The following is an 18901-nucleotide window of genomic DNA, read 5'->3' on the forward strand; positions in this document are numbered from 1 at the left end:
CCGCCTCGGGCACCCGGCCCATGGTCCAACGTCACCGCAGGGGCAACTCGGTTCCGCTCACCGCCAGAGTCCGCCGCGCCAACTGCCGCAGCGCGCAAACGTCTTCCCCGGGCAGCGCGGTCTCGACCCGAGTCGCCACCCCCTCCGGCCATCCCGCCTCGGCACCGTGCAACACGCCTGCGATCGAGCCCACCAACGGCGCGGTGGCATGAACGTCCCATCCGCCGCGCACAGTCAGCCCAATCTGCCGAGCGGGATCGGCGTCTCCCCACAACAACCCAGCCGCGATCAGCCCCGCGCTCCCCGACGCGTCGTGCCGATCGTCGCTCCCGGACTCTCGTCGTACCTCGGCGACCACTTGGTCCCAGGCCCACCCACGCGCAGACGCAACCAACACATCCCGAACCACCCGCGACACCCCCGACTTCACCGGAACGTGCCGCAACGAAACACCGACCGCCTGCGCCGCATCCCGAGCCGTGAAGGCCGCCGCCGCAAGGGCAGCACACCACATGGCGGCGTACACCCCCTCCCCGGCATGCGACACCACCGCATCCTTCCGAGCCAACCGAGCCGCCCGCCTCGGATCCCCGGGCGCCACATAGCCATACAGGTCGGCCCGCGTCATCGCCTCACCCGACCCGCTCCCATCACCTGCCGTGGTCGGGGGCAAATCCCCCTCAAGCAAACGCAGATACGCGGCCTGCTCCGCCGCAAAGGCCCGTAGGAACGGCAGGGTGAGCAACCACAATCCGCCAACCTGCGCACTCGTGAACCCCGGCCCGTACGACTCCAAAACCCGCAGACTCAAAACCGCCCGATCAACCGCGTCACTGCGATCCTCGGCCGGACCGGAACCCAATCCCTGCCTCGCCTCACGGGCGCCAAGGCATCGCCCGATCCATCCCCCGTGGATCCGATCGAACAACACGGCGCGAACCGGTGGCAGATCAATCCCCCCGGCCGGAGGCAGCAGTTCATCAACCAACGCATCAACCCCCGAGATCTTTTCCCGACTCGACTCGTCTCGCAACAATCCATCCCCCCGCAAGCCATCGAACTCCATCGACTTCCCAGGAATCACGCCCGGTCCAGAAGCTCTTGCCCAGGACGATCCTCCCCGCAAGCATCGTGGCGCCAACCGCCTCCGAAGCACTTGTCTCAAGCCAAATATTCGTGGTGTCAAACACCTCGGTGCCGCCCATCTCTGCAGCACCCGCCTCCAGAGCACACAATCGTGCACCAATCATTTCAAAGTAAACGATCGTTTCGCCCATCTTGGGCCGGTCCTCGCGTTGATCGGGTTACCTCACAGGCCCACCCCGGAATCACCGTCAAAGCCAATCATCTCGAGAAGACGACCTTGTCCCGGACGACCCCGCGAGCAAATCTTCACGAATTCGATCGTCGCTCACTGTATTCGCTTCACATGCTTGGCTTTCACCCTCTTGCTTCGTGCCGGTCGACTTCGACGCTCAATGCTCGGTCACCCCTCGTCCCGGCTCCCGGCCCCGACACCCCGCACCCACTGCCGAACCGAAGACCTCGATGTATGGGACGACTCCTCGGCGGGCCTGCGCACGGTTCGTGGAGAGATACCGCTTCGGGCGGCGAACGCACGCAGGAAACATGGGGCCGGGCGACCCAGGGTCGGACCGGCGGCCCCGGCGCCGGAAGCGCTGCTCTCCGGTACCTCGCTCGCCGAGACGCCGTCGGAGCTGATCGACCACCTCACCCCGGCCACCGTCGGCGCGGTGGGCGGGGCCCTCGACTGACCCAGCGCCCCCTAACCTCGGGCCCTGCACGCCCGGGGCCGGGGAGGACACCAAGCCGTCGCGACCGAGCGGCAACCCGACGAGCGACAGGCCCGGCTCGAAGCGCGGCTGCGCGCCGGTCCGGTTCGTAGACGGCCGGCGGCCCGGACGCCGGGGCACATACTCCGTCGCCGCCGTAGGGACCGGGGCCGATCAGTTCGTGGGGTTGGTGACCTCGGATGGGAGGTCGACGGTGTCCGATGTGGACGGCGCGGTGACGTCGACCGGCTTGCCGAGGTCGGACCACTCGACGGTGCCGTTCTCCGGGAGTTCCAGCCGGATCGGCACCGGGTTCCCCGTGGCGGGCACGTGCAACCGTGGGCCGCCGCGCAGCCCCGGCACGATCGTTCGCGTGCCGTCGACGATCTCCTCGGAGCGTTCCTTGGCCGGGGATCGCCAGTCCGTGACGACCGTTGCGACGTTGCCGTACTCCGCGATCCGGGTGATGTGATGTCCTCGAAGCGCGAGTCGTCCGCGTCGATCCGGACGTGCTTGTCGCGGAGCCCGGCCGCGGCGTTCGCGTCGGCCGGCCTCAGGGCCGCCTTCCAGTATTCGTCCGGGGCTTCGAGGTAGACGTTCGAGCCGACCCGACGCAGTTCCAGTCGGTGCCCGCCGAGCCCCCGGCGCGGCCGGGGCCGGTACGCGGTCGGCCCCGAGGGGCACGGTAATCGACCGGCCGCCGCAACTGTCACGTGCCTCGTCACCGTCACGCGAACGGCCGCTCTCCACTGCTCCGAAACCCCGCCCGGGCCGCGGCGGGCACCGACCGGCGCGCCCAGGGCGAGCGTTCGGTCCGCGAACCAAAGCACAACGTCCGTCGGAACACCCCGACCCACTCGCGAGAGCCTCCGAAAAACCGACCGAACCCAAGCCCTGCGTTCGACGCGACAGCCCGCCGGGTCGGGCTGCGGCGCGCCGGGTGGCCGAAAGCAAGTCCCGTGCCTTGCAGTCGGCTTGAGAACCGGCGGGGTCGGTGGTGCATCGCGGCGGGCGTCCAAGGGCGCGATCCGCGCCCCTGCCGTCGAGGTTGGGCCCCGCCAGGTCGGGCAGCCGTGCCCCGCAGTCGGCGTCCGCGGCCGACGCGTGGCCCGCCGTCGAGGTGGGAGCCCGCCAGGGCACCCGGAGGCGCATCTCGGCCGGCATCCCCGGACGGAGCCACATGTCTGCCGTCGAGGTTGACCCCGTCGGATCACGCGGCTGCGCCCCACAGCCTCCATCCCCGGGCGCGGCCCCGCGCTCTGCCATCAAGAATCGGCCCCGCCAGGTCCGGCCGCCACGCCCCGCAACCCGCCCCCGTCGGCGAGGCCGGCACCCGCCCGTCGGGGTCGAGCCCCGCCGACCCCGGCAGCCGCCCCCGCAAGCAAGGCCGAATGCCTCCCGTCGCGCCCCCGCCCCGCCGCCCCGGCCCCCAACCCGCCCCCTCCCGACACGCCCGTCGGTTTGGTTGACCCCGGGTGTCGGGAGTTGCGGAAACGACCTAAATGTGACGCCCTATCACATCGCCTGCGCAGGCGGCGGAAGCACCCCGGCACGGGCTATTGGCAAGCCTTGACGAAGTTCAGACGCAACCCGCTGAAATTCGTCACGACCCAGGGGGTTCGCAAGCGCCGCGAATCGCGTACCTTATCGGCCATGACCTCGGCTCGCGCCTATGACGGCGGCATCTACTCGCCGTATTCGGAGACCCCGATCTACGACCGGCTGGTGGCCGAACGGGGCCGGCCGGAGATCGGCCCCTTCAACGTGCCCCTCCCGGACTTCGCCATGCACCCGCTCTTCGGCGAACGACCGGCGCTCCCCGCCCTCCCGGCGCTGCCCTCCTCGTACTCGTCGCCCGCGCCCGCGTACGGCTCGTCGACCCCGGGCTACGGCTACAACGCGCCCGCGCCGATGCCCGCGCTGCCCGCGCCGCTGCCGGTGCCCGCGCAGTACGGTGGCGCTCCGCAGTACGGGGGCGGTCAGTACAACAACGCGCCCATGTCGGGCTATGCGTCGATGGCCCCGGCCGCGCCGCAGGCTCCGCAGCCGGCCGTGCACCAGTCGCAGCCGGGTGCCGGGCAGTACGCCGCGCAGTACGTCCAGCCGCCGCAGGTTCCCGCGCCGCGTGTGCCGAACATGGGCGAGCCTGGCCAATTCCCGCCCCGTTACTGAGCGAACGCCGCCGAGCGCACGCCCGAGCGAGGTCGAGTACCGAGAGTCGTCATACCCGTACGTCCCGCGTGGCCGTCCCCGAGCCGAGGCGTCGCGCGGAGCCGCCGTCGGCCCTCACGGGCCGGCGTGAAACAGTGAAGCCATGCGCCACCTCGCCTCCCTGCACCTGTACCCGATCAAGTCCACCCGTGGCATCGACCTCTCCGAGGCCGTGGTCGAGCCGTGGGGCCTTGCCGGGGACCGGCGTTGGATGTTGGTGGACACCACCGGACGGTTTCTCAGCCAACGCAAGCAGCCCCTGCTCGCGACCGTGGCGGTACGTCAGGAGGACGGCGGACGACTGGTCGTCCGCGCGCCCTCGATGGACGAACTCCGGATCGAGCCGCCCGCCGAGGTCCGGCTCGTGCCGGTGACGGTCTGGAACGACGAGGTCGAGGCCGCCGTGGGCCCGGACGACGCGCATACGTGGTTCGGGAAGTTGCTGGGCATCGACGTGCGGCTCGTCTACCTGGACGACCCGACCCGGCGGTTGCCCGATCAGAGGTTCGCCGACTCATCCGATCGAGTGAGCTTCGCGGACGGCTTTCCGCTGCTCCTGACCACGACGGGTTCACTCGAAGCGCTGAACGGTCTCGTCGAATCCCCACTGCCGATGAACCGTTTCCGCCCCAACGTGGTCATCGACGAGCCCGAGGCCTGGGCCGAGGACCGCTGGCGTCGGATTCGGATCGGCGATGTCGTCTTCCGCGTGGTCAAGCCGTGTTCGCGCTGCGTCATCACCACCACCGACCAGTGGACCGGCGAACGCGGCCCCGAACCGCTCCGGGCCCTGGGCAGACACCGCCGCTTCGGTACCAAGCTGGTCTTCGGCCAGAACCTGGTCCCCGAACTCCCCGCCCACACCACCGGCATCCTCCACGTGGGCGACACCTTCGAAGTCCTCGAAGCGGACTGATTCGAAGTCCTCGAAACAGACTGACCGGACCACGGCGCGGCCGGCCCCGCGCGCACCGCGCCACACCGCCCCGCCCCGCCACCCGGCGCACCGGCGTCACTCACGTGGGTGACATCCTCCGCGCGCCCCGACCCCACGCCCCCGGTCCCCCGACACGCTGATACCCCCACTACCTAGGACCGTCCGGCACGTTCCTGCCGGGTGAGGGGCGCGACTCCATGGCTACCGTCACGTTCGACCGGGCCACCCGCCGGTACACCAAGGGCGACAGGCCCGCCGTCGACCAGCTCTCGCTGGAGATCGGCGACAGCGAATTCCTCGTCCTGGTCGGCCCGTCCGGCTCCGGGAAGAGCACTGCCCTGCGGATGCTCGCGGGCCTGGAGGACGTGAACTCGGGCGCGATCCGCATCGGCGACCGCGATGTCACCAACCTCGAACCCAAGGACCGCGACATCGCGATGGTGTTCCAGAACTACGCGCTCTACCCGCACATGTCGGTGGCCGAGAACATGGCCTTCGCACTCAAGATCGCACATCGGCCGAAGGACGAGATCGCCCGACGCGTCACCGAGGCCGCGAAGATCCTCGACCTCACCGAATACCTCGACCGCAAGCCGAAGGCGCTCTCCGGCGGTCAGCGCCAACGCGTCGCGATGGGCCGCGCGATCGTCCGCGAACCGCGCGTATTCCTGATGGACGAGCCGCTGTCCAACCTCGACGCCCAGCTCCGCGTCCAGACCCGCATCCAAATCGCGGGCCTGCAACGGCGGTTGGGCACCACCACGGTCTACGTGACGCACGACCAGGTCGAGGCGATGACCATGGGCGACCGCGTCGCCGTACTCCGCGACGGCATCCTCCAACAGGTCGACACCCCACGTCGGATGTACGAGCACCCGAACAACGTGTTCGTGGCCGGCTTCATCGGCTCGCCGTCGATGAACCTGATCGACACCGAACTGACCGAGGACGGCTTCCGGTTCGGCGACGCCCCGATCCCGCTCACCCGCGAGGCGCTGGAAACGGCCCGCGCCGAGAAGGCCGAGCGGATCACGGTCGGCATCCGTCCGGAGCACCTGGAGGTCACCTCCGACGCGGACGCCGGCGGCCTGCCCGTCACGGTGGACGTGGTCGAGGAACTGGGCTCCGACGCCTACGTATACGGCACCGCCCGGGTCGACGACTCGCCCGCGCCCCTGGTCGTCCGGGTGCCCGGCAATCGGGTGCCGCACAAGGGCGAGACGCTGCGGGTGACCCCCCGCATCGACGAGATCCACAAGTTTTCGAAGTCCACCGGCGAACGCCTCGCCGACTGAAGTTCACGCACACGCACGCGCCCACGCACACGCCCGGGCTCACCGCGCCCGGGCGCCGAGGGTCCCTCAGCCGGCCGCCTCCCCGAACGCCTGCCGCAGGTGGGTGGTTCGCTGCCGGGTCGGGTCGGCGGCCACCGCGGCGGCGAGGGCCGGACCGGCCGCGTGCACGATCGAGACGTGGCGTTCGCCTCGCGTGACGAGCGTGTACATGAGGGCCCTGGTGTAGGCGTCGGCGCCCTCGGCGGGCAGTACGACCACCGCGGCCGGACGCCGCACGCCCAGGGATTGACGGGCCGTCAAGGCCCAACCGTGGCGAAGCTCCGTCGGGGGTACCGCCTCCGGCGCGGCCGTCCCGAAGAGCACGACCGCCCGCCCGTCGGGCAGGAGTTCGCGCACCGTCCCCTGGACCACCCCACAACTCGGGTCGGTCGTGGCCCGGATCACCCGGTCGCCGACGTCGATGGCGCCCGGCGTCGGCGAACTCCCGCCGCCCGGACCCGGGTTGAGCCGCGCCTTCAGGGCGGCGTTGAGCGCGTTCGCGCCGGCGGGCCCCGTGGCCAGGGGAGCGACGACCAGCACGTCCCGCGCCGCAATGCCGATCGCCCTCGGAATCGAGTCGGCCACCAACTGGGCGCAGCGATGGGCGGCTTCCTCGCCGGTGCGGGCGGGGATCAGCACGACACGGCGCTCGGGATCCCGAATCGGTGGCAGCCGGCCGTCCCGGATGCCGTCCGCGAGCGCTTCGAGGGGTCCGTCCGGGACGTTCGGCGCGACCAGCGCACGGATCGCGCCGGTGGCGGCCAAATCGGTGAACACCCGTCCCGGACCGGTCGATTCGAGGCCGGCCGGGTCGCCGGCCAGCAGGAGCCTGGCGCCGTCGGGAACCGCCTCGAAAATCGCCGCCGCGGCCGTGACGTCGAGCAGGGTCGCGTCCGTGACGACGAGAAGGTCGAGTTCGAGGGTGCCGTCCGGGCCACGTTCCATCGCGGCCAACTCGCGCAGACCGACCGCACCGGCGCCGAGGCGATCCCGGCCGTCGGTGGTCGGGGCGACCACGACCGCCCGAAGCCGGGCCGCCCGAACCTTCGCGACGACGGCCGAAATCGCTGCGGGCGGCTCCTCACCGGGGCCCGCGGCGTAGAGCACGACGCCGGTCGAAGCCAGCGCCCGATCCAGCTTGCCGTCGCCGAACTCCGGCCAGGGCTCGACCGTCGACATCAGCCGCACGACTGCCTCGGCGATGGCCTCCTCGGCAAGGGCGTAGTCGTCCAGGGCGAGCAGCACACCACCGACGGCGGCGAGTTCGTCGGGCTCCTCGAAGTCGGCCTCGAAGTCCCCGTCGCCGTCGTCCGTTTCGTCGAAGTCGCCGTCCTCCTCGCCCTCCGCCTCGGCGGAGGCGGCAGGTACGGCGGCGAAGGCCATCACCCGACCCTCGGCCAATATGGCGCGCAACGCCGTATCGGGCTCACCCACCTCGAAGTGCCCGAGCGCCGCCCGAACGGCATCGGCCTCGATCGCGGTATCCCCCCGGCGAGCGGCCCGGCGAAGCAGCCACAGCACAATCGCCCCCACCCGCCGAGGATCGTCGGCGGCCCACGCGGCACCCAACGCCCCACGCGCGAAGAGGTCGGCCTGCTGCGGCGCGATCCCCGCCACGCCGAGCAATGCCCACGGATCACCCGCCAACAGCTCCGCCGCCTCGCTCCCCAGCGCGGCAACCACCCGGGGAGCCATCCCCTCGGGAGCCCCGGCAGCCCCCAGCAGCCGAGCAACATCGGCAACCACGACACCGAACGGCCGCCGCTCCACCTCCCCCACCCCCGGATCGGAGGCACCGCCACCACCACCGGGCCGCCCCCAGGCCCCACGCTCGCGCCCACCGCCCTCGCCAACGCCCGACCCCCGAGGCGTACCGCTCTCGCCCACCATCGGGGACCTGCCGCCGTCACCCCCAAAAGCAAGGGCACCACCGCCCCTCCCGAAGCCCGACCCATCGCCGTCGCCATCCGGAGCAGCGACAACATCGCTCTCGGCGTCCGAGCCGGGGGAAGCGTCCTCGGTACCGGCGTCGACGGCCTCCACGGCGTCGGCGCCGCGCGCAGCCTTCGGGTGAAGTGACCTCGCCTCCGCTGCCCGATCCCGGTCGGCGCGCGCGGAGCCCTCGTCGGCGGGCTCCGGCGTCGCGGCCGTCGCGTCGGCGGCGTTCGGCGGTCGGACTGCGCTCTCATCGGCCGCGAGTCGGGCGTCGACGCCGCCGGCCGGGTTCGTCGGACCGCCCACCGGCTCCGACGGCTGAGGGGCGAGAGCGGCGCTGTCGGGGGTCCCGGTCTCCGTGCCCTCGTCAACCGGCGAGGTCGTGGCCGCGTCGCCGGTGGCCGGGCTTGGCGAAGCGTCGGCAGAGGCCGGGCCGTCCGATTCGACAGCGGCGCCCTCGTTGTCCGGCTCCGGCGGGAGATCCAGGTCGCGGATGCGCCGAGGGACACGCCGGGTGCCCCGATCGGGCAACGCTTCGTCACCGGCCTCGGTCTCTCGATGGGACGACGCTTCGTCACCGGCCTCCGGCTCCGGACGGGGCGGCGCTTCCTCACCGGCCCCGGGCTCTCGGTGGGACCGTGCCCCTTCACCCGCTTCCGGCTCTTGACGAGGCGCTGCCTCGTCACCGACCTCGACCTCTCGACGGGACGGCGCATCATCGCCGTCCTCGACCTCTCGGTGGGCCTGTTCGTCCGTCGACGAGGGAGCAGACACCGGATCCTCCGCAGCGGCCAGGTCGTCCGAAGCCCCCTCGCCACGGGCCTTCTCGGCCGCCGCAGCCTCGGCTGCGGCCTGCGCTTCGGCCTCGGCGGCGGCAATCGCGGCGGCCTCGGCCTCGGCGGCTTCCGCGGCCACCGTCGTGCGACGGCGGGCGCGCTCGGCGTGGTTCGGGTCGGCGGTCTCGATGTGCGCCACGCCGCCGACGACCTCGGGGGCCTCGCCGCGAGCCAACCTCGCGAGTTGGTCGCGAAGGAGGGCCACCGGGTCGGCCTTCGGCCGGTTGTCCCGGGCGTGCGACGGTTCGGGCTCCGGATCCGACGGCGCGTGCTCGGAGCCGGCCCGGGTCGGCGTGGCTCCGGGGCCGGCCCCGGCCCGACGCTCGGTCACATCCTCCGAATCGGCTTCCGCACCGTCGCCGTTCACGCCGCCCGCACCGCCCACACTCACGTCAGCCACACCCGACCCACACTCGTCCGCTCGAACACCCCGACACACAACCGGCCACGCCGGTGTCACCGACCCTCGCCGGAATCGATGGTCCCAAACTGCCGTACCCGGCCGCCCGACACCTTCCGCCGCACCGAAGCCGCCCCTCTCGACCCACCCGATCCAGCGAAACCCCCGACGGGCGCGCCCCCGAACACCGACCTCACCCCGACCAGAGGCGACCAACGCCGACCCGACATCCGTCCCGACGACCCGCCAACCGCACGCTCCCTACACCCAACCAACCAGGACCGACCGACACTCGGCAGCCCCACGGCCCCACAGCCCCCGCCGCTGTCGGTCCCCGGCAATACCGTGCCCACCGCCCGCCAAGCCACCGGCGCTCGGGGAGGACACCGTGATCGACATCAAGGTCACCCAAGGCAGCCTCGACGACGTAGCGGACTTCGTCTCGATGCTCTACGAGCACACCACCTGGCTGCTCCCGACGCGCTACGTCGACCTGCCCGAAACCCTGGAGTGGGAGGAACCCCCGCCGATCGTCAAACACGTAATACGCCACACCCGCGCCGGCCGAACGCGAATCTGCCGGCACCCGTCGGACCGCATCACCGGCGGCTCCGTACTGACCGACGAGGCCCCGGAGTTCGTCCCGCCGGCCGACGAGCCCGAGCTATACCTGTACCTCCTGGTCAGCGATGCGAGGCACTGGGATCTCGACATCGCGGCCCTGGTCGCCGACGCCCGAGCCGAAGCCGCCCGGCGCGGCATCCGACTGCTCCGCACGCACTGTCGGACCGGCGAGGACGGTTGGCTCGCGCACGACTACGAGAAGCTCGGCTTCACCCCGACCCTGGAGTTCGAGATGCTGCGCGCGGACGGGTCGTTCTGGCCGGGCCAAGTGCTCGAAACCCGGGTATGAGTCCGCCGCGCCCGCCGCACCCCATCGGACCACCGACGCCCCCGCCTAAGCCTGGCTCCACGAATCGTCCGGGTAGCCCGTCATCGGCTGGGAGACGTCCTCCAACGCGTTCCGGATCTCGGTCGGAAGCGTCACGGACTCCGCCGCCAACGACGCGCGGAGCTGGCCGGCGTTGCGGGCGCCCACGATCGGCGCGACCACGCCCGGCCGGTCGCGGACCCAGGCCAGGGCCACCTCGATCGGAGCCGCGCCCAGGCCGTCGGCGGCGGTGGCCAGGGCGTCGACGATGCGGCGGGAGTGGTCGTCCAGGTACGGGGCGACGAAGGGGCCCATGTGGGCGGATGCGCCCCGGGAGTCGGCCGGCATGGCGTGGCGATACTTCCCCGTCAGCACCCCGCGTCCCAGCGGCGACCACGGGAGCAGGCCGACGCCCAGGTCGAGGGCCGCAGGCAGGACCTCGCGTTCGATGCCGCGTTGCAGCAGCGAGTACTCCACCTGCGTACTGGCCACCACCACCCGGCCGGGGGCCGCCGACTGCCACGTGGCCGCCTTCGCCAGTTGCCAGCCGGAGAAGTTGGACACCCCGACGTACCTGGCCCGCCCGCTGGTGACCGCCAGGTCGAGCGCGTGCAGGGTCTCCTCGAGCGGCGTCGACGGGTCGTACGCGTGCAACTGCCACAGGTCGACATGGTCCGTGCCGAGGCGGGCCAGCGAGTGGTCGAGCGCCTGGAGCAGGTGGCCGCGCGAGCCGTCGAAGCGGCGCTCGCTGTACGGCACGCTCGCGGCCTTGGTCGCGATCACCACCTCCGAGCGCGGGATGTACCCGTCGAGGAGGCGGCCGATCATGTACTCGGCCTCACCGTCGGCGTATACGTCGGCGGTGTCCACGAGGTTCCCGCCGGCATCCAGATATGCCTTCATCTGGTCGGCCGCGTCGTGCTCGTCGGTGTCTCGTCCCCATGTCATGGTGCCCAGCCCCATGCGGGAGACCCGCAGGCCGGTGCGGCCGAGATGTCGCTGCTCCATGGCACCGGAGACTAGCCGTTCCCTCCCCCGCGCCGCCGTTGGCGGGGCCGTTCGGCGGTATGCCGGCGAGACAGGTTACCGACGGGTAGGTCACGCGGTATGGTCGGCCTGGCGCGTGTCTTCAGACCCCCGTCGGGCTCCGCGGCATCCGGTGCCGTGCATCGGCGTGCCGGAGAGGCAGGTGCATAGTGGTTTCTATTCGCCTGTTCCTCCGGGGCGGCGAGGTGCGGTGCCGGGCGTCGTGGAGCCCGACGGGCTGAAGACACGCGCCAGGCAACAGGCAGCGCCAACCAGCCGGACGAACGCCGTCCCGGCGTGAGACGGACGTCGGACAGACGTCGAACAGGGGGTCCGCGGAGATGCGACTCGGAATCAACCTCGGCTACTTCGGCGCCGGCAACGACGCCGACAATCTGGCCGTCGCCCAGGAGGCCGACCGGCTCGGCTACGCGGTCTGCTGGGCCGCGGAGGCCTACGGCTCGGACGCGGCCACCGTGCTGTCCTGGGTCGCGGCGCAGACCACCCGGATCGACGTCGGCTCGGCGATCTTCCAGATCCCGGCCCGGACGCCGACCATGACCGCGATGACCGCCGCGACGCTCGACGTGCTCTCCGGCGGCCGGTTCCGGCTCGGCCTGGGCGTGTCCGGGCCGCAGGTGTCCGAGGGCTGGTACGGGGTCAAGTTCGACAAGCCGCTCGCCCGCACCCGCGAGTACGTCGAGGTGATCCGCAAGGCGATGCGCCGCGAGCGGGTCGCCCACGAGGGCGCCAACTGGACGCTGCCGCTGCCCGGCGGCCCGGGCAAGCCGCTCAAGCTCACCGTGCACCCGGTACGCGAGCACATCCCGCTCTACATCGCCGCCGTGGGCCCGAAGAACCTGGAGTTGACCGGCGAGATCGCCGACGGCTGGCTGGGTGTCTTCTACGCCCCGGAGCACGCCGAGGAATCGCTCGTACACATCCGCGCCGGCCGGGAGAAGGCCGGACTGGCGATGACCGACTTCGACGTCGTGCCGACCGTCCCGCTCGTGGTCGGCGACGACCCTCGGCAGGCGGCCGAACAGGTGCGCGGCTACGCCGCGTTGTACGTCGGCGGGATGGGCAGCCGGGACCAGAACTTCTACAACCGGCTCGCGGTCCGCATGGGCTACGAGGCCGAGGCCAAGGAGATCCAGGACAGGTTCCTGGCGAAGGACTACGCGGGCGCGGGCGCGGCCGTCCCGTACGACTTCATCGACAAGACCAGCCTGCTCGGCGGCCGGGAGCGGATCGCGGAGCGTATGCAGGCCTACGCCGACACCGGCGTGACCACCCTGACCATCGCGCCCAACGGCAGCACCCTCGACGAACGGGTGGCGGCGCTGCGCCTGGCCGCCGAGGCGCTGGACCTCTCCGGCACCGGCTCCTGACCCGACGGCGGGCCCGACAGACCTGGCGCGTGTCTTCAAACCCCCGTCGGGCTCCGCGACGCCCGGCACCGCACCTCGCCGCCCCGGAGAAACAGGCGAATGGAACCACTGTGCACCTGCTTCTCCGGCACGCCGATGCACGGCATCCGCCCTTCGGGCTCCTCGCTGCGCTCACGCCGCGGAGCTCGGCGAGGGTTTGAAGACACGCGCCAGGGCCCGCCGCACGATCATCCACGCCGCACCCGCAGCGCCCGAAGCACCCACCCGCACCGACACCCTCAGCGCGGCCCCGGCACCCGCGCCGCGATCACCTCGGCGAACTCCAACAGCCGGCGAATCTGCCCCGGCCCGCCGTCCTCCAACGACTTGCTGAACCGGTACGCCTCCTGCCGGAAGCGCCCCGTCGACGCGCCGTCCTCCCCGCGCACCGTCGCCACCTCCTGCAGCGTCGGCGTGGCCAGGAACACGAACGCGCCGCGCAGTTGCCGCCGCCCGTCGTTGTCGGTGCCCACCAGGGTGCGTATCCCGACGTGCGACACCGAGCCGAGCGGAATCACCTGCACGGAGGAATCCAGCACCGTGCCGCCGGGCGCGGACGGGTCGGTCATGTCCTCGCTGTGCCACAGCACCAGGCGCCGGTCGTCGCAGACCGCCGCCTCCTGCCAGACCGAGGTGCCGTTCGCGTTGATGTCCACGACCCGTTCGAGCGTGAAGCCGCGCACGGGACGGCGGCCCAGCACCGAGCCCAGGGCCTCCATCGCCACGTCCGGGTGCAGCAGGTAGGACCGCACCGCGTCCTCCAGCTGGGTGTGCGCGGACCAGTCGGCCCCGGCGGCTCCGGCCCCCGGAACCTGGGCCGGGCGCGTCCCCGATGTGCGCTGCCTGCCCGACTTGCCGAACATCCCCACCTGCTTCCGCCGCGTCTGTACAAGCAGAAGCCTACGAGAGTCCGGCGTGGGCGGTGCCGGCGTCCACCGCTTGATCGCTCACGGAACGAAATCAGGCCGCGGCGGGGGAGTCCAGTGCATCCCCGCCACGGCCGGTACCGAGTTCAACGACCACACCCGACAAAGGACACGCCGGGGGAACCGGAGCCCCGGACGCGCCGGCCACCGAAACCGGTACGGCGGTGACCGAACACGGAGCCCACCCCGCCCCCTACAACCACCCGCTCCGCCGGAACATGCGATGCAACCCCACACACGACAGCACCATCAGCGCCACCGCCCCCGGGTACCCCCACACCGACTTCAGCTCCGGCATGTGCTCGAAGTTCATCCCGTACACGCCCGCGATCATCGTCGGCACCGCGAAGATCGCCGCCCACGCGGAGATCTTGCGCATGTCCTCGTTCTGCCGCACACCCACCTGCGCGAGGTGCGCGCCCAGGACGTCGGACAACAACCGGTCGAACGATTCGATCTGTTCGGTGACCCTGGTCACGTGGTCGGCAACATCCCGAAAGAACGGCCGGGTGTCGGCCGGGACGAAGGCGACCTCGGACGTGGCCAGCCGCCGTATCGGCTCGATCAGCGGCAGCGCGGCGCGCCGGCACTCCAGGACCTCGCGCTTGAGTAGGTAGATCCGCTCGGCGTCGTTCTCCCGGCTCGGCGAGAAGACCCGCGCCTCCAGCTCCTCCAGGTCGGTCTCCAGCTCCCCGGCGATGGCGAGATAGGCGTCCACGACCGCGTCGGCGACCGCGTACATCACCGCGCCGGGACCGTGTTTGAGCAGCTTGGGCTGCTTCTCCACCCGGCGGCGCACGGACTTCAGCTCCGCGCCCGGACCGTGCCGGACGGTCACCACGAACGAGTCGCCGACGAACATCATCAGTTCGCCGGTCTCCACGGACGACGTCTCGTCGTAGTAGTGCAGCGTCTTCAGGACCAGGAAGATCGAGTCGTCGTAGGTCTCCAGCTTGGGCCGCTGGTGCGCGTGCAACGCGTCCTCGACCGCCAGCGGGTGCAGCCCGAACTCGCTCGTGACCAGGTCGAACTCGCTCGGTGTCGGCTCGTGCAGCCCGATCCACAGGAACGAGTCACCGACCCGCCGAGCCTCGTCCAGCGCGTCGGAGAAGTCGGCGGGTCCTTCGGTCCGGCGGCCGTTCGTATAGATGGCGCAGTCGACGATCACCCGGCCAGTTTGCCGGCTCACGCGCCCGACCGACTCGGCTCGACCCACCACTGCCCCACCCCCACCCACACCCCGGCCGCCCCCACTCACACCCCTCCCACGCTCCACCCACCCCTCACGCACGCCTCGCGCACGGCGCCCGCACCACCCCGACATAGGCTTGACCCCATGACGACGGTGCTCTTTGTTCGGCACGGACGGACCACGGCCAACTCCTCCGGAGTCCTCGCCGGTTGGACGCCGGAGGTGTTCCTGGACGATCGGGGCGAGGAACAGGCCGCCGCGCTGGCGGCGCGGATCGCGGAGGTGCCGCTCGCGGCGGTGGTGACCAGCCCGCTGGAGCGCTGCCGGCAGACCTCGGAGGCGGTGCTGACGGCCCGGCTCGGGACCAAGTTCGCGCTCGACGCGGGCGCGCAGGTCGACGAGCGGGTCGGCGAGTGCCGCTACGGCGACTGGACCGGGCAGGAGCTGAAGAAGCTTGCCGAGGACCCGCTGTGGCAGACCGTGCAAACGCACCCGAGCGCGGTCACCTTCCCCGGCCCGGGCGGCGAGGCGCTGCGGACCACCCAGGCCCGCGCGGTGGACGCGGTCCGCGACTGGAACGAGCGCATCGCCGCCGAGCACGGACCCGACGCGATGTACCTGGTCTGCTCGCACGGCGACGTGATCAAGGCGCTGGTCGCGGACGCGCTCGGGATGCACCTGGACCTGTTCCAGCGGATCCAGGTGGATCCGTGCTCGCTCACGGTGATCACGTACGGTACTCACCGGCCGACCGTCGGCCGCCTCAACGACACCGGCGGCTCGGTGGCCGGCCTGCTGCCGCCGCCCGACGGACGGCACGGGCCGGCGTCCGGCGACGCGGTGGTGGGCGGCGGAGCCGGCGCGCCGTAGGGTTCTTCGGAGGGCGTGCTCCCCCCGCGCGCCCCGGCCGACCGACCCGATCGACCACCCGTCCAGCTCTCGACAGAAACACGGAGCAGATCGTGCCCCGCCAGGTCTTCCTGTACGACCCCCCGGACCGTTTCGTCGCCGGCACCGTGGGTGAACCCGGCCAGCGAACCTTCTTCCTCCAGGCCTCCGCCGCCGGCCGCGTGACGAGCGTCGCGCTGGAGAAGACCCAGGTGTCCGTCCTGGCCGAACGTGTCGACGAACTCCTCGACGAGTTGGTGCGCCGCACCGGGGGCGAGACCGCCGTACCGGCCGTGACGCCCGCCGAACTTGAGGACTCCGGACCGCTGTTGCCGCCGATCCTGGAGGAGTTCCGGGTCGGCACGATGGCCCTCGCGTGGGACGCCGACGACGAACGCCTCGTGGTCGAGGCGCAGGCCCAGGTCCCCGACGACGACTCCCCCGAGGACACCCTGCTCGGCGATGACGACGACGAGGACGGCCCGCCGCTGCTCCGCGTGCGGCTCACCGGCGGTCAGGCCCGGGCGTTCGCGAAGCGCGCGCTGCTCGTGGTCGCGGCCGGGCGGCCGGCGTGTCCCTTCTGCGGGCTGCCGATGGACGCCGAGGGCCACATCTGCCCGCGCGCCAACGGGTACCGGCGTTGACCGACACGGTCCTCGACGCCGCCGCCGTCCCGGAGCTGTTGCGCCGGGGTGAGCTGACGGTGCAGGCGCGCCTGGAGGACGCCTCCAACGCCACGCTGTACTGCGTCGCGACGCTCGACGGCGTGTCGCTGCCGTGCGTGTGGAAGCCGGTCGCGGGCGAGCGTCCGCTGTGGGACTTCCCCGACGGCACGCTCGCGGGGCGCGAGGTGGCGGCGTACGAGGTGTCCGAGGCGCTGGGCTGGGACATCGTGCCGACCACGGTGTTCCGGGAGGGCCCGTACGGCGCGGGCATGTGCCAGTTGTGGATCGACCACAAGCGGGCGGACGACGAGCCCGAGCCGGTCGCGATCCTGCCGGCGGTCGACCCCGGACCGGCCTGGAAGCCGATCGCACACGTGGTCGTCCCCGACGAACAGGGCAAGGAGCAGCCCGCCCTGCTCGTGCACGCCGCCGGTGACGTACTGCAGCGCATCGCCGTGTTCGACGCGGTGATCAACAACGCCGACCGCAAGGGCGGCCACCTCCTGCCCGGCCCGGCCGGCCACGTGTACGGGATCGATCACGGCATCTGCTTCCACGTCGAGGACAAACTCCGCACCCTCCTGTGGGGTTGGGCGGGCGAGCCGCTGCCGGCCTCCGCGCGCGCCGCGCTGACCTCGCTGGCCGGGGAGTTGCACGGCGCGCTGGGTGTGCGTCTGGGCGAGCTGATTACGCCGGACGAGGTCGAGGCCACCCGCGAACGGGTGAGAGTTCTGCTCGCCGAGGGCCGGCTGCCGAAGCCGGACGGCCGCCGGCACGTGATTCCGTGGCCGCCGATCTGACTCGAGACGAAATTCACGAGTCGACCGGGCGTTCCCGGCCGACGGCGCCGGCCGGCGCACCCCGGGTGCGGGTAAAGACGCGGAAATTCGTCTGCCAACCCTGGAAGATCTTCACCCCCCGCGGACGTTAGGCTCATACGTATGTATGCCTGGCCTGCACCCGAGCTCCCCGTTCTCCCTGGTCAGGGTGCGTCCCTGCGCGTGCACGACAGTTCCGTGCACGAGCTGGTGACGGTCACCCCGGGACCGGTCGCGCGGTTGTACGTGTGCGGCATCACGCCGTACGACGCGACCCACATGGGCCACGCGGCCACGTATGTCGCCTTCGACCTGCTCCAGCGGGTCTGGCGGGATGCCGGCCACACCGTGGACTACGTGCAGAACGTCACCGACGTGGACGACCCCCTCCTGGAGCGGGCCGTGCGCGACGGCGTCGACTGGGTCGAGTTGGCGGAGCGCGAGACCGCGCTGTTCCGCGAGGACATGGCGTCGCTGCGGGTGCTCCCGCCGGCGAACTACATCGGCGTGGTCGAGGCGATCCCGCTGATCGTGCCGCTGATCGAGGACCTGCTCGCCAAGGAGGCGGCCTACTCGGTCGACGGCGACATCTACTTCTCGATCGTGTCGGACGAGCGCTTCGGCGGCGTGTCCGGATACACCGCCGCCCGGATGCTGGAGATCTTCGGCGAGCGCGGCGGCGACCCCGAGCGGAGCGGCAAGAAGGACCCGCTCGACCCGCTGCTCTGGCGTGCGGCGCGGCCGGGCGAGCCGTCCTGGGACGCGTCGTTCGGCGCGGGGCGCCCCGGTTGGCACATCGAGTGTGTGGCGATCGCGCTGAAGTACCTCGGCATGGGCTTCGACGTCCAGGGCGGCGGCAGCGACCTGGTCTTCCCGCATCACGAGATGGGCGCCTCGCACGCGCACGTGGTCACCGGCGAGGTGCCGTACGCGAAGGCGTACGTGCACGCGGGCATGGTCGCGCTGGACGGCGAGAAAATGTCCAAGTCGCGCGGCAACCTGGTGTTCGTCTCCAAGCTGCGCCGCGAGGGCGTGGACCCGATGGCAATCCGCCTGGCCCTGCTGGCCCATCACTACCGCAGCGACTGGGAGTGGACCGACACGGTCCTCGCCGAGGCCGAGGCACGGCTGGCCACGTGGCGCGCGGCGGTCGGTCGTCCCGACGGGCCGGACACCACCGAACTGCTCGCCGCGATCCGCGAACGGATGGCCGACGACCTGGACGCCCCGGGCGCACTGGCCGCCATGGACGCCTGGGCGGCGCGGCAACTCGCCGACGGCGGCGAGGACATGTCCGCCCCGGGCGTGGCCTCGCGGGCGCTGGACGCGATCCTCGGCGTGGCCCTGTAACCGCGACCCGACGACGGCGACCGGCCGCGACGGCCGCATCGGCCCGGACCACCACGAAGGCCCCGAACGGCACTCGCCGTTCGGGGCCTTCGTGGATCACCGGCACCTGCCCGGCACCGGCCCGGGGTCGGTGCCCGCTCCGCCCGGCCACACCCCCGCGACGGCCGATCGGGGCGGACCCCTCGCCCGCGTCATAAGCAGATCACGCGGGAATCCCTCGGCACTTCAG

General features: G+C 71.8%; 15 protein-coding genes. 9 read left to right on the forward strand and 6 right to left on the reverse strand.

Annotated features, from left to right (window positions below):
* Positions 1-31 precede the first annotated feature (31 nt).
* Positions 32-1066, reverse strand: coding sequence for an ADP-ribosylglycohydrolase family protein (locus tag ACWGR4_RS09570; RefSeq protein WP_452128788.1), 1035 nt, complete (start codon positions 1064-1066; stop codon positions 32-34).
* A gap of 901 nt (positions 1067-1967) precedes the next feature.
* Positions 1968-2123, reverse strand: a complete 156-nt coding sequence (locus ACWGR4_RS09575) for a hypothetical protein (RefSeq protein ID WP_452128787.1) — start codon at positions 2121-2123, stop codon at positions 1968-1970.
* A gap of 1323 nt (positions 2124-3446) precedes the next feature.
* Between ACWGR4_RS09575 and ACWGR4_RS09580 the strand changes: the two genes are divergently transcribed.
* From ACWGR4_RS09580 to ACWGR4_RS09590, 3 genes are all read left to right on the forward strand, one after another.
* Complete coding sequence (locus ACWGR4_RS09580) at positions 3447-3965, forward strand: DUF6643 family protein (protein ID WP_201260900.1); 519 nt, start codon at positions 3447-3449, stop codon at positions 3963-3965.
* A 142-nt stretch (positions 3966-4107) separates the two neighbouring features.
* The gene (locus ACWGR4_RS09585; protein ID WP_452128786.1) at positions 4108-4920 is read left to right on the forward strand and encodes an MOSC domain-containing protein; all 813 of its coding nucleotides are present in this window, start codon (positions 4108-4110) and stop codon (positions 4918-4920) included.
* Between the two features lie 218 nt (positions 4921-5138).
* Positions 5139-6236 (forward strand): ABC transporter ATP-binding protein, encoded by a 1098-nt coding sequence (locus ACWGR4_RS09590; protein ID WP_452128785.1) that lies wholly within the window; start codon positions 5139-5141, stop codon positions 6234-6236.
* A 66-nt stretch (positions 6237-6302) separates the two neighbouring features.
* Here ACWGR4_RS09590 and ACWGR4_RS09595 read toward each other — a convergent pair whose 3' ends face one another.
* The gene (locus ACWGR4_RS09595; protein ID WP_452128784.1) at positions 6303-8054 is read right to left on the reverse strand and encodes a helix-hairpin-helix domain-containing protein; all 1752 of its coding nucleotides are present in this window, start codon (positions 8052-8054) and stop codon (positions 6303-6305) included.
* A 1780-nt stretch (positions 8055-9834) separates the two neighbouring features.
* Between ACWGR4_RS09595 and ACWGR4_RS09600 the strand changes: the two genes are divergently transcribed.
* On the forward strand, positions 9835-10359 hold the full coding sequence (locus ACWGR4_RS09600; protein ID WP_452128783.1) for a GNAT family N-acetyltransferase: 525 nt from the start codon (positions 9835-9837) through the stop codon (positions 10357-10359).
* A 45-nt stretch (positions 10360-10404) separates the two neighbouring features.
* Here ACWGR4_RS09600 and ACWGR4_RS09605 read toward each other — a convergent pair whose 3' ends face one another.
* Positions 10405-11385, reverse strand: a complete 981-nt coding sequence (locus ACWGR4_RS09605) for an aldo/keto reductase (protein WP_379998435.1) — start codon at positions 11383-11385, stop codon at positions 10405-10407.
* A 359-nt stretch (positions 11386-11744) separates the two neighbouring features.
* Between ACWGR4_RS09605 and ACWGR4_RS09610 the strand changes: the two genes are divergently transcribed.
* Positions 11745-12794, forward strand: a complete 1050-nt coding sequence (locus ACWGR4_RS09610; protein WP_379998437.1) for an LLM class F420-dependent oxidoreductase — start codon at positions 11745-11747, stop codon at positions 12792-12794.
* Positions 12795-13072: 278 nt separating this feature from the next.
* Here the strand turns inward: ACWGR4_RS09610 and ACWGR4_RS09615 are convergent, their stop codons facing one another.
* On the reverse strand, positions 13073-13696 hold the full coding sequence (locus tag ACWGR4_RS09615) for a hypothetical protein (RefSeq protein WP_379998438.1): 624 nt from the start codon (positions 13694-13696) through the stop codon (positions 13073-13075).
* Between the two features lie 256 nt (positions 13697-13952).
* Positions 13953-14927, reverse strand: a complete 975-nt coding sequence (corA, locus tag ACWGR4_RS09620) for a magnesium/cobalt transporter CorA (RefSeq protein WP_379998440.1) — start codon at positions 14925-14927, stop codon at positions 13953-13955.
* 168 nt (positions 14928-15095) lie between these two features.
* Between corA and ACWGR4_RS09625 the strand changes: the two genes are divergently transcribed.
* From ACWGR4_RS09625 to mshC, 4 genes are all read left to right on the forward strand, one after another.
* Entirely contained in the window at positions 15096-15821 is a 726-nt protein-coding gene (locus ACWGR4_RS09625) for an MSMEG_4193 family putative phosphomutase (RefSeq protein WP_379998442.1), read from the forward strand.
* A 92-nt stretch (positions 15822-15913) separates the two neighbouring features.
* Complete coding sequence (locus ACWGR4_RS09630; RefSeq protein ID WP_078978035.1) at positions 15914-16483, forward strand: DUF3090 domain-containing protein; 570 nt, start codon at positions 15914-15916, stop codon at positions 16481-16483.
* A complete protein-coding gene (locus ACWGR4_RS09635) occupies positions 16480-17304 on the forward strand; it encodes an SCO1664 family protein (RefSeq protein ID WP_452128782.1) in 825 nt (274 codons plus the stop codon). The genes ACWGR4_RS09630 and ACWGR4_RS09635 overlap by 4 nt, the downstream gene beginning before the upstream one ends.
* A 141-nt stretch (positions 17305-17445) precedes the next feature.
* Positions 17446-18672 (forward strand): cysteine--1-D-myo-inosityl 2-amino-2-deoxy-alpha-D-glucopyranoside ligase, encoded by a 1227-nt coding sequence (gene mshC, locus ACWGR4_RS09640; RefSeq protein ID WP_379998446.1) that lies wholly within the window; start codon positions 17446-17448, stop codon positions 18670-18672.
* Positions 18673-18901: the final 229 nt, after the last annotated feature.

Source organism: Embleya sp. NPDC055664 (assembly GCF_053618075.1).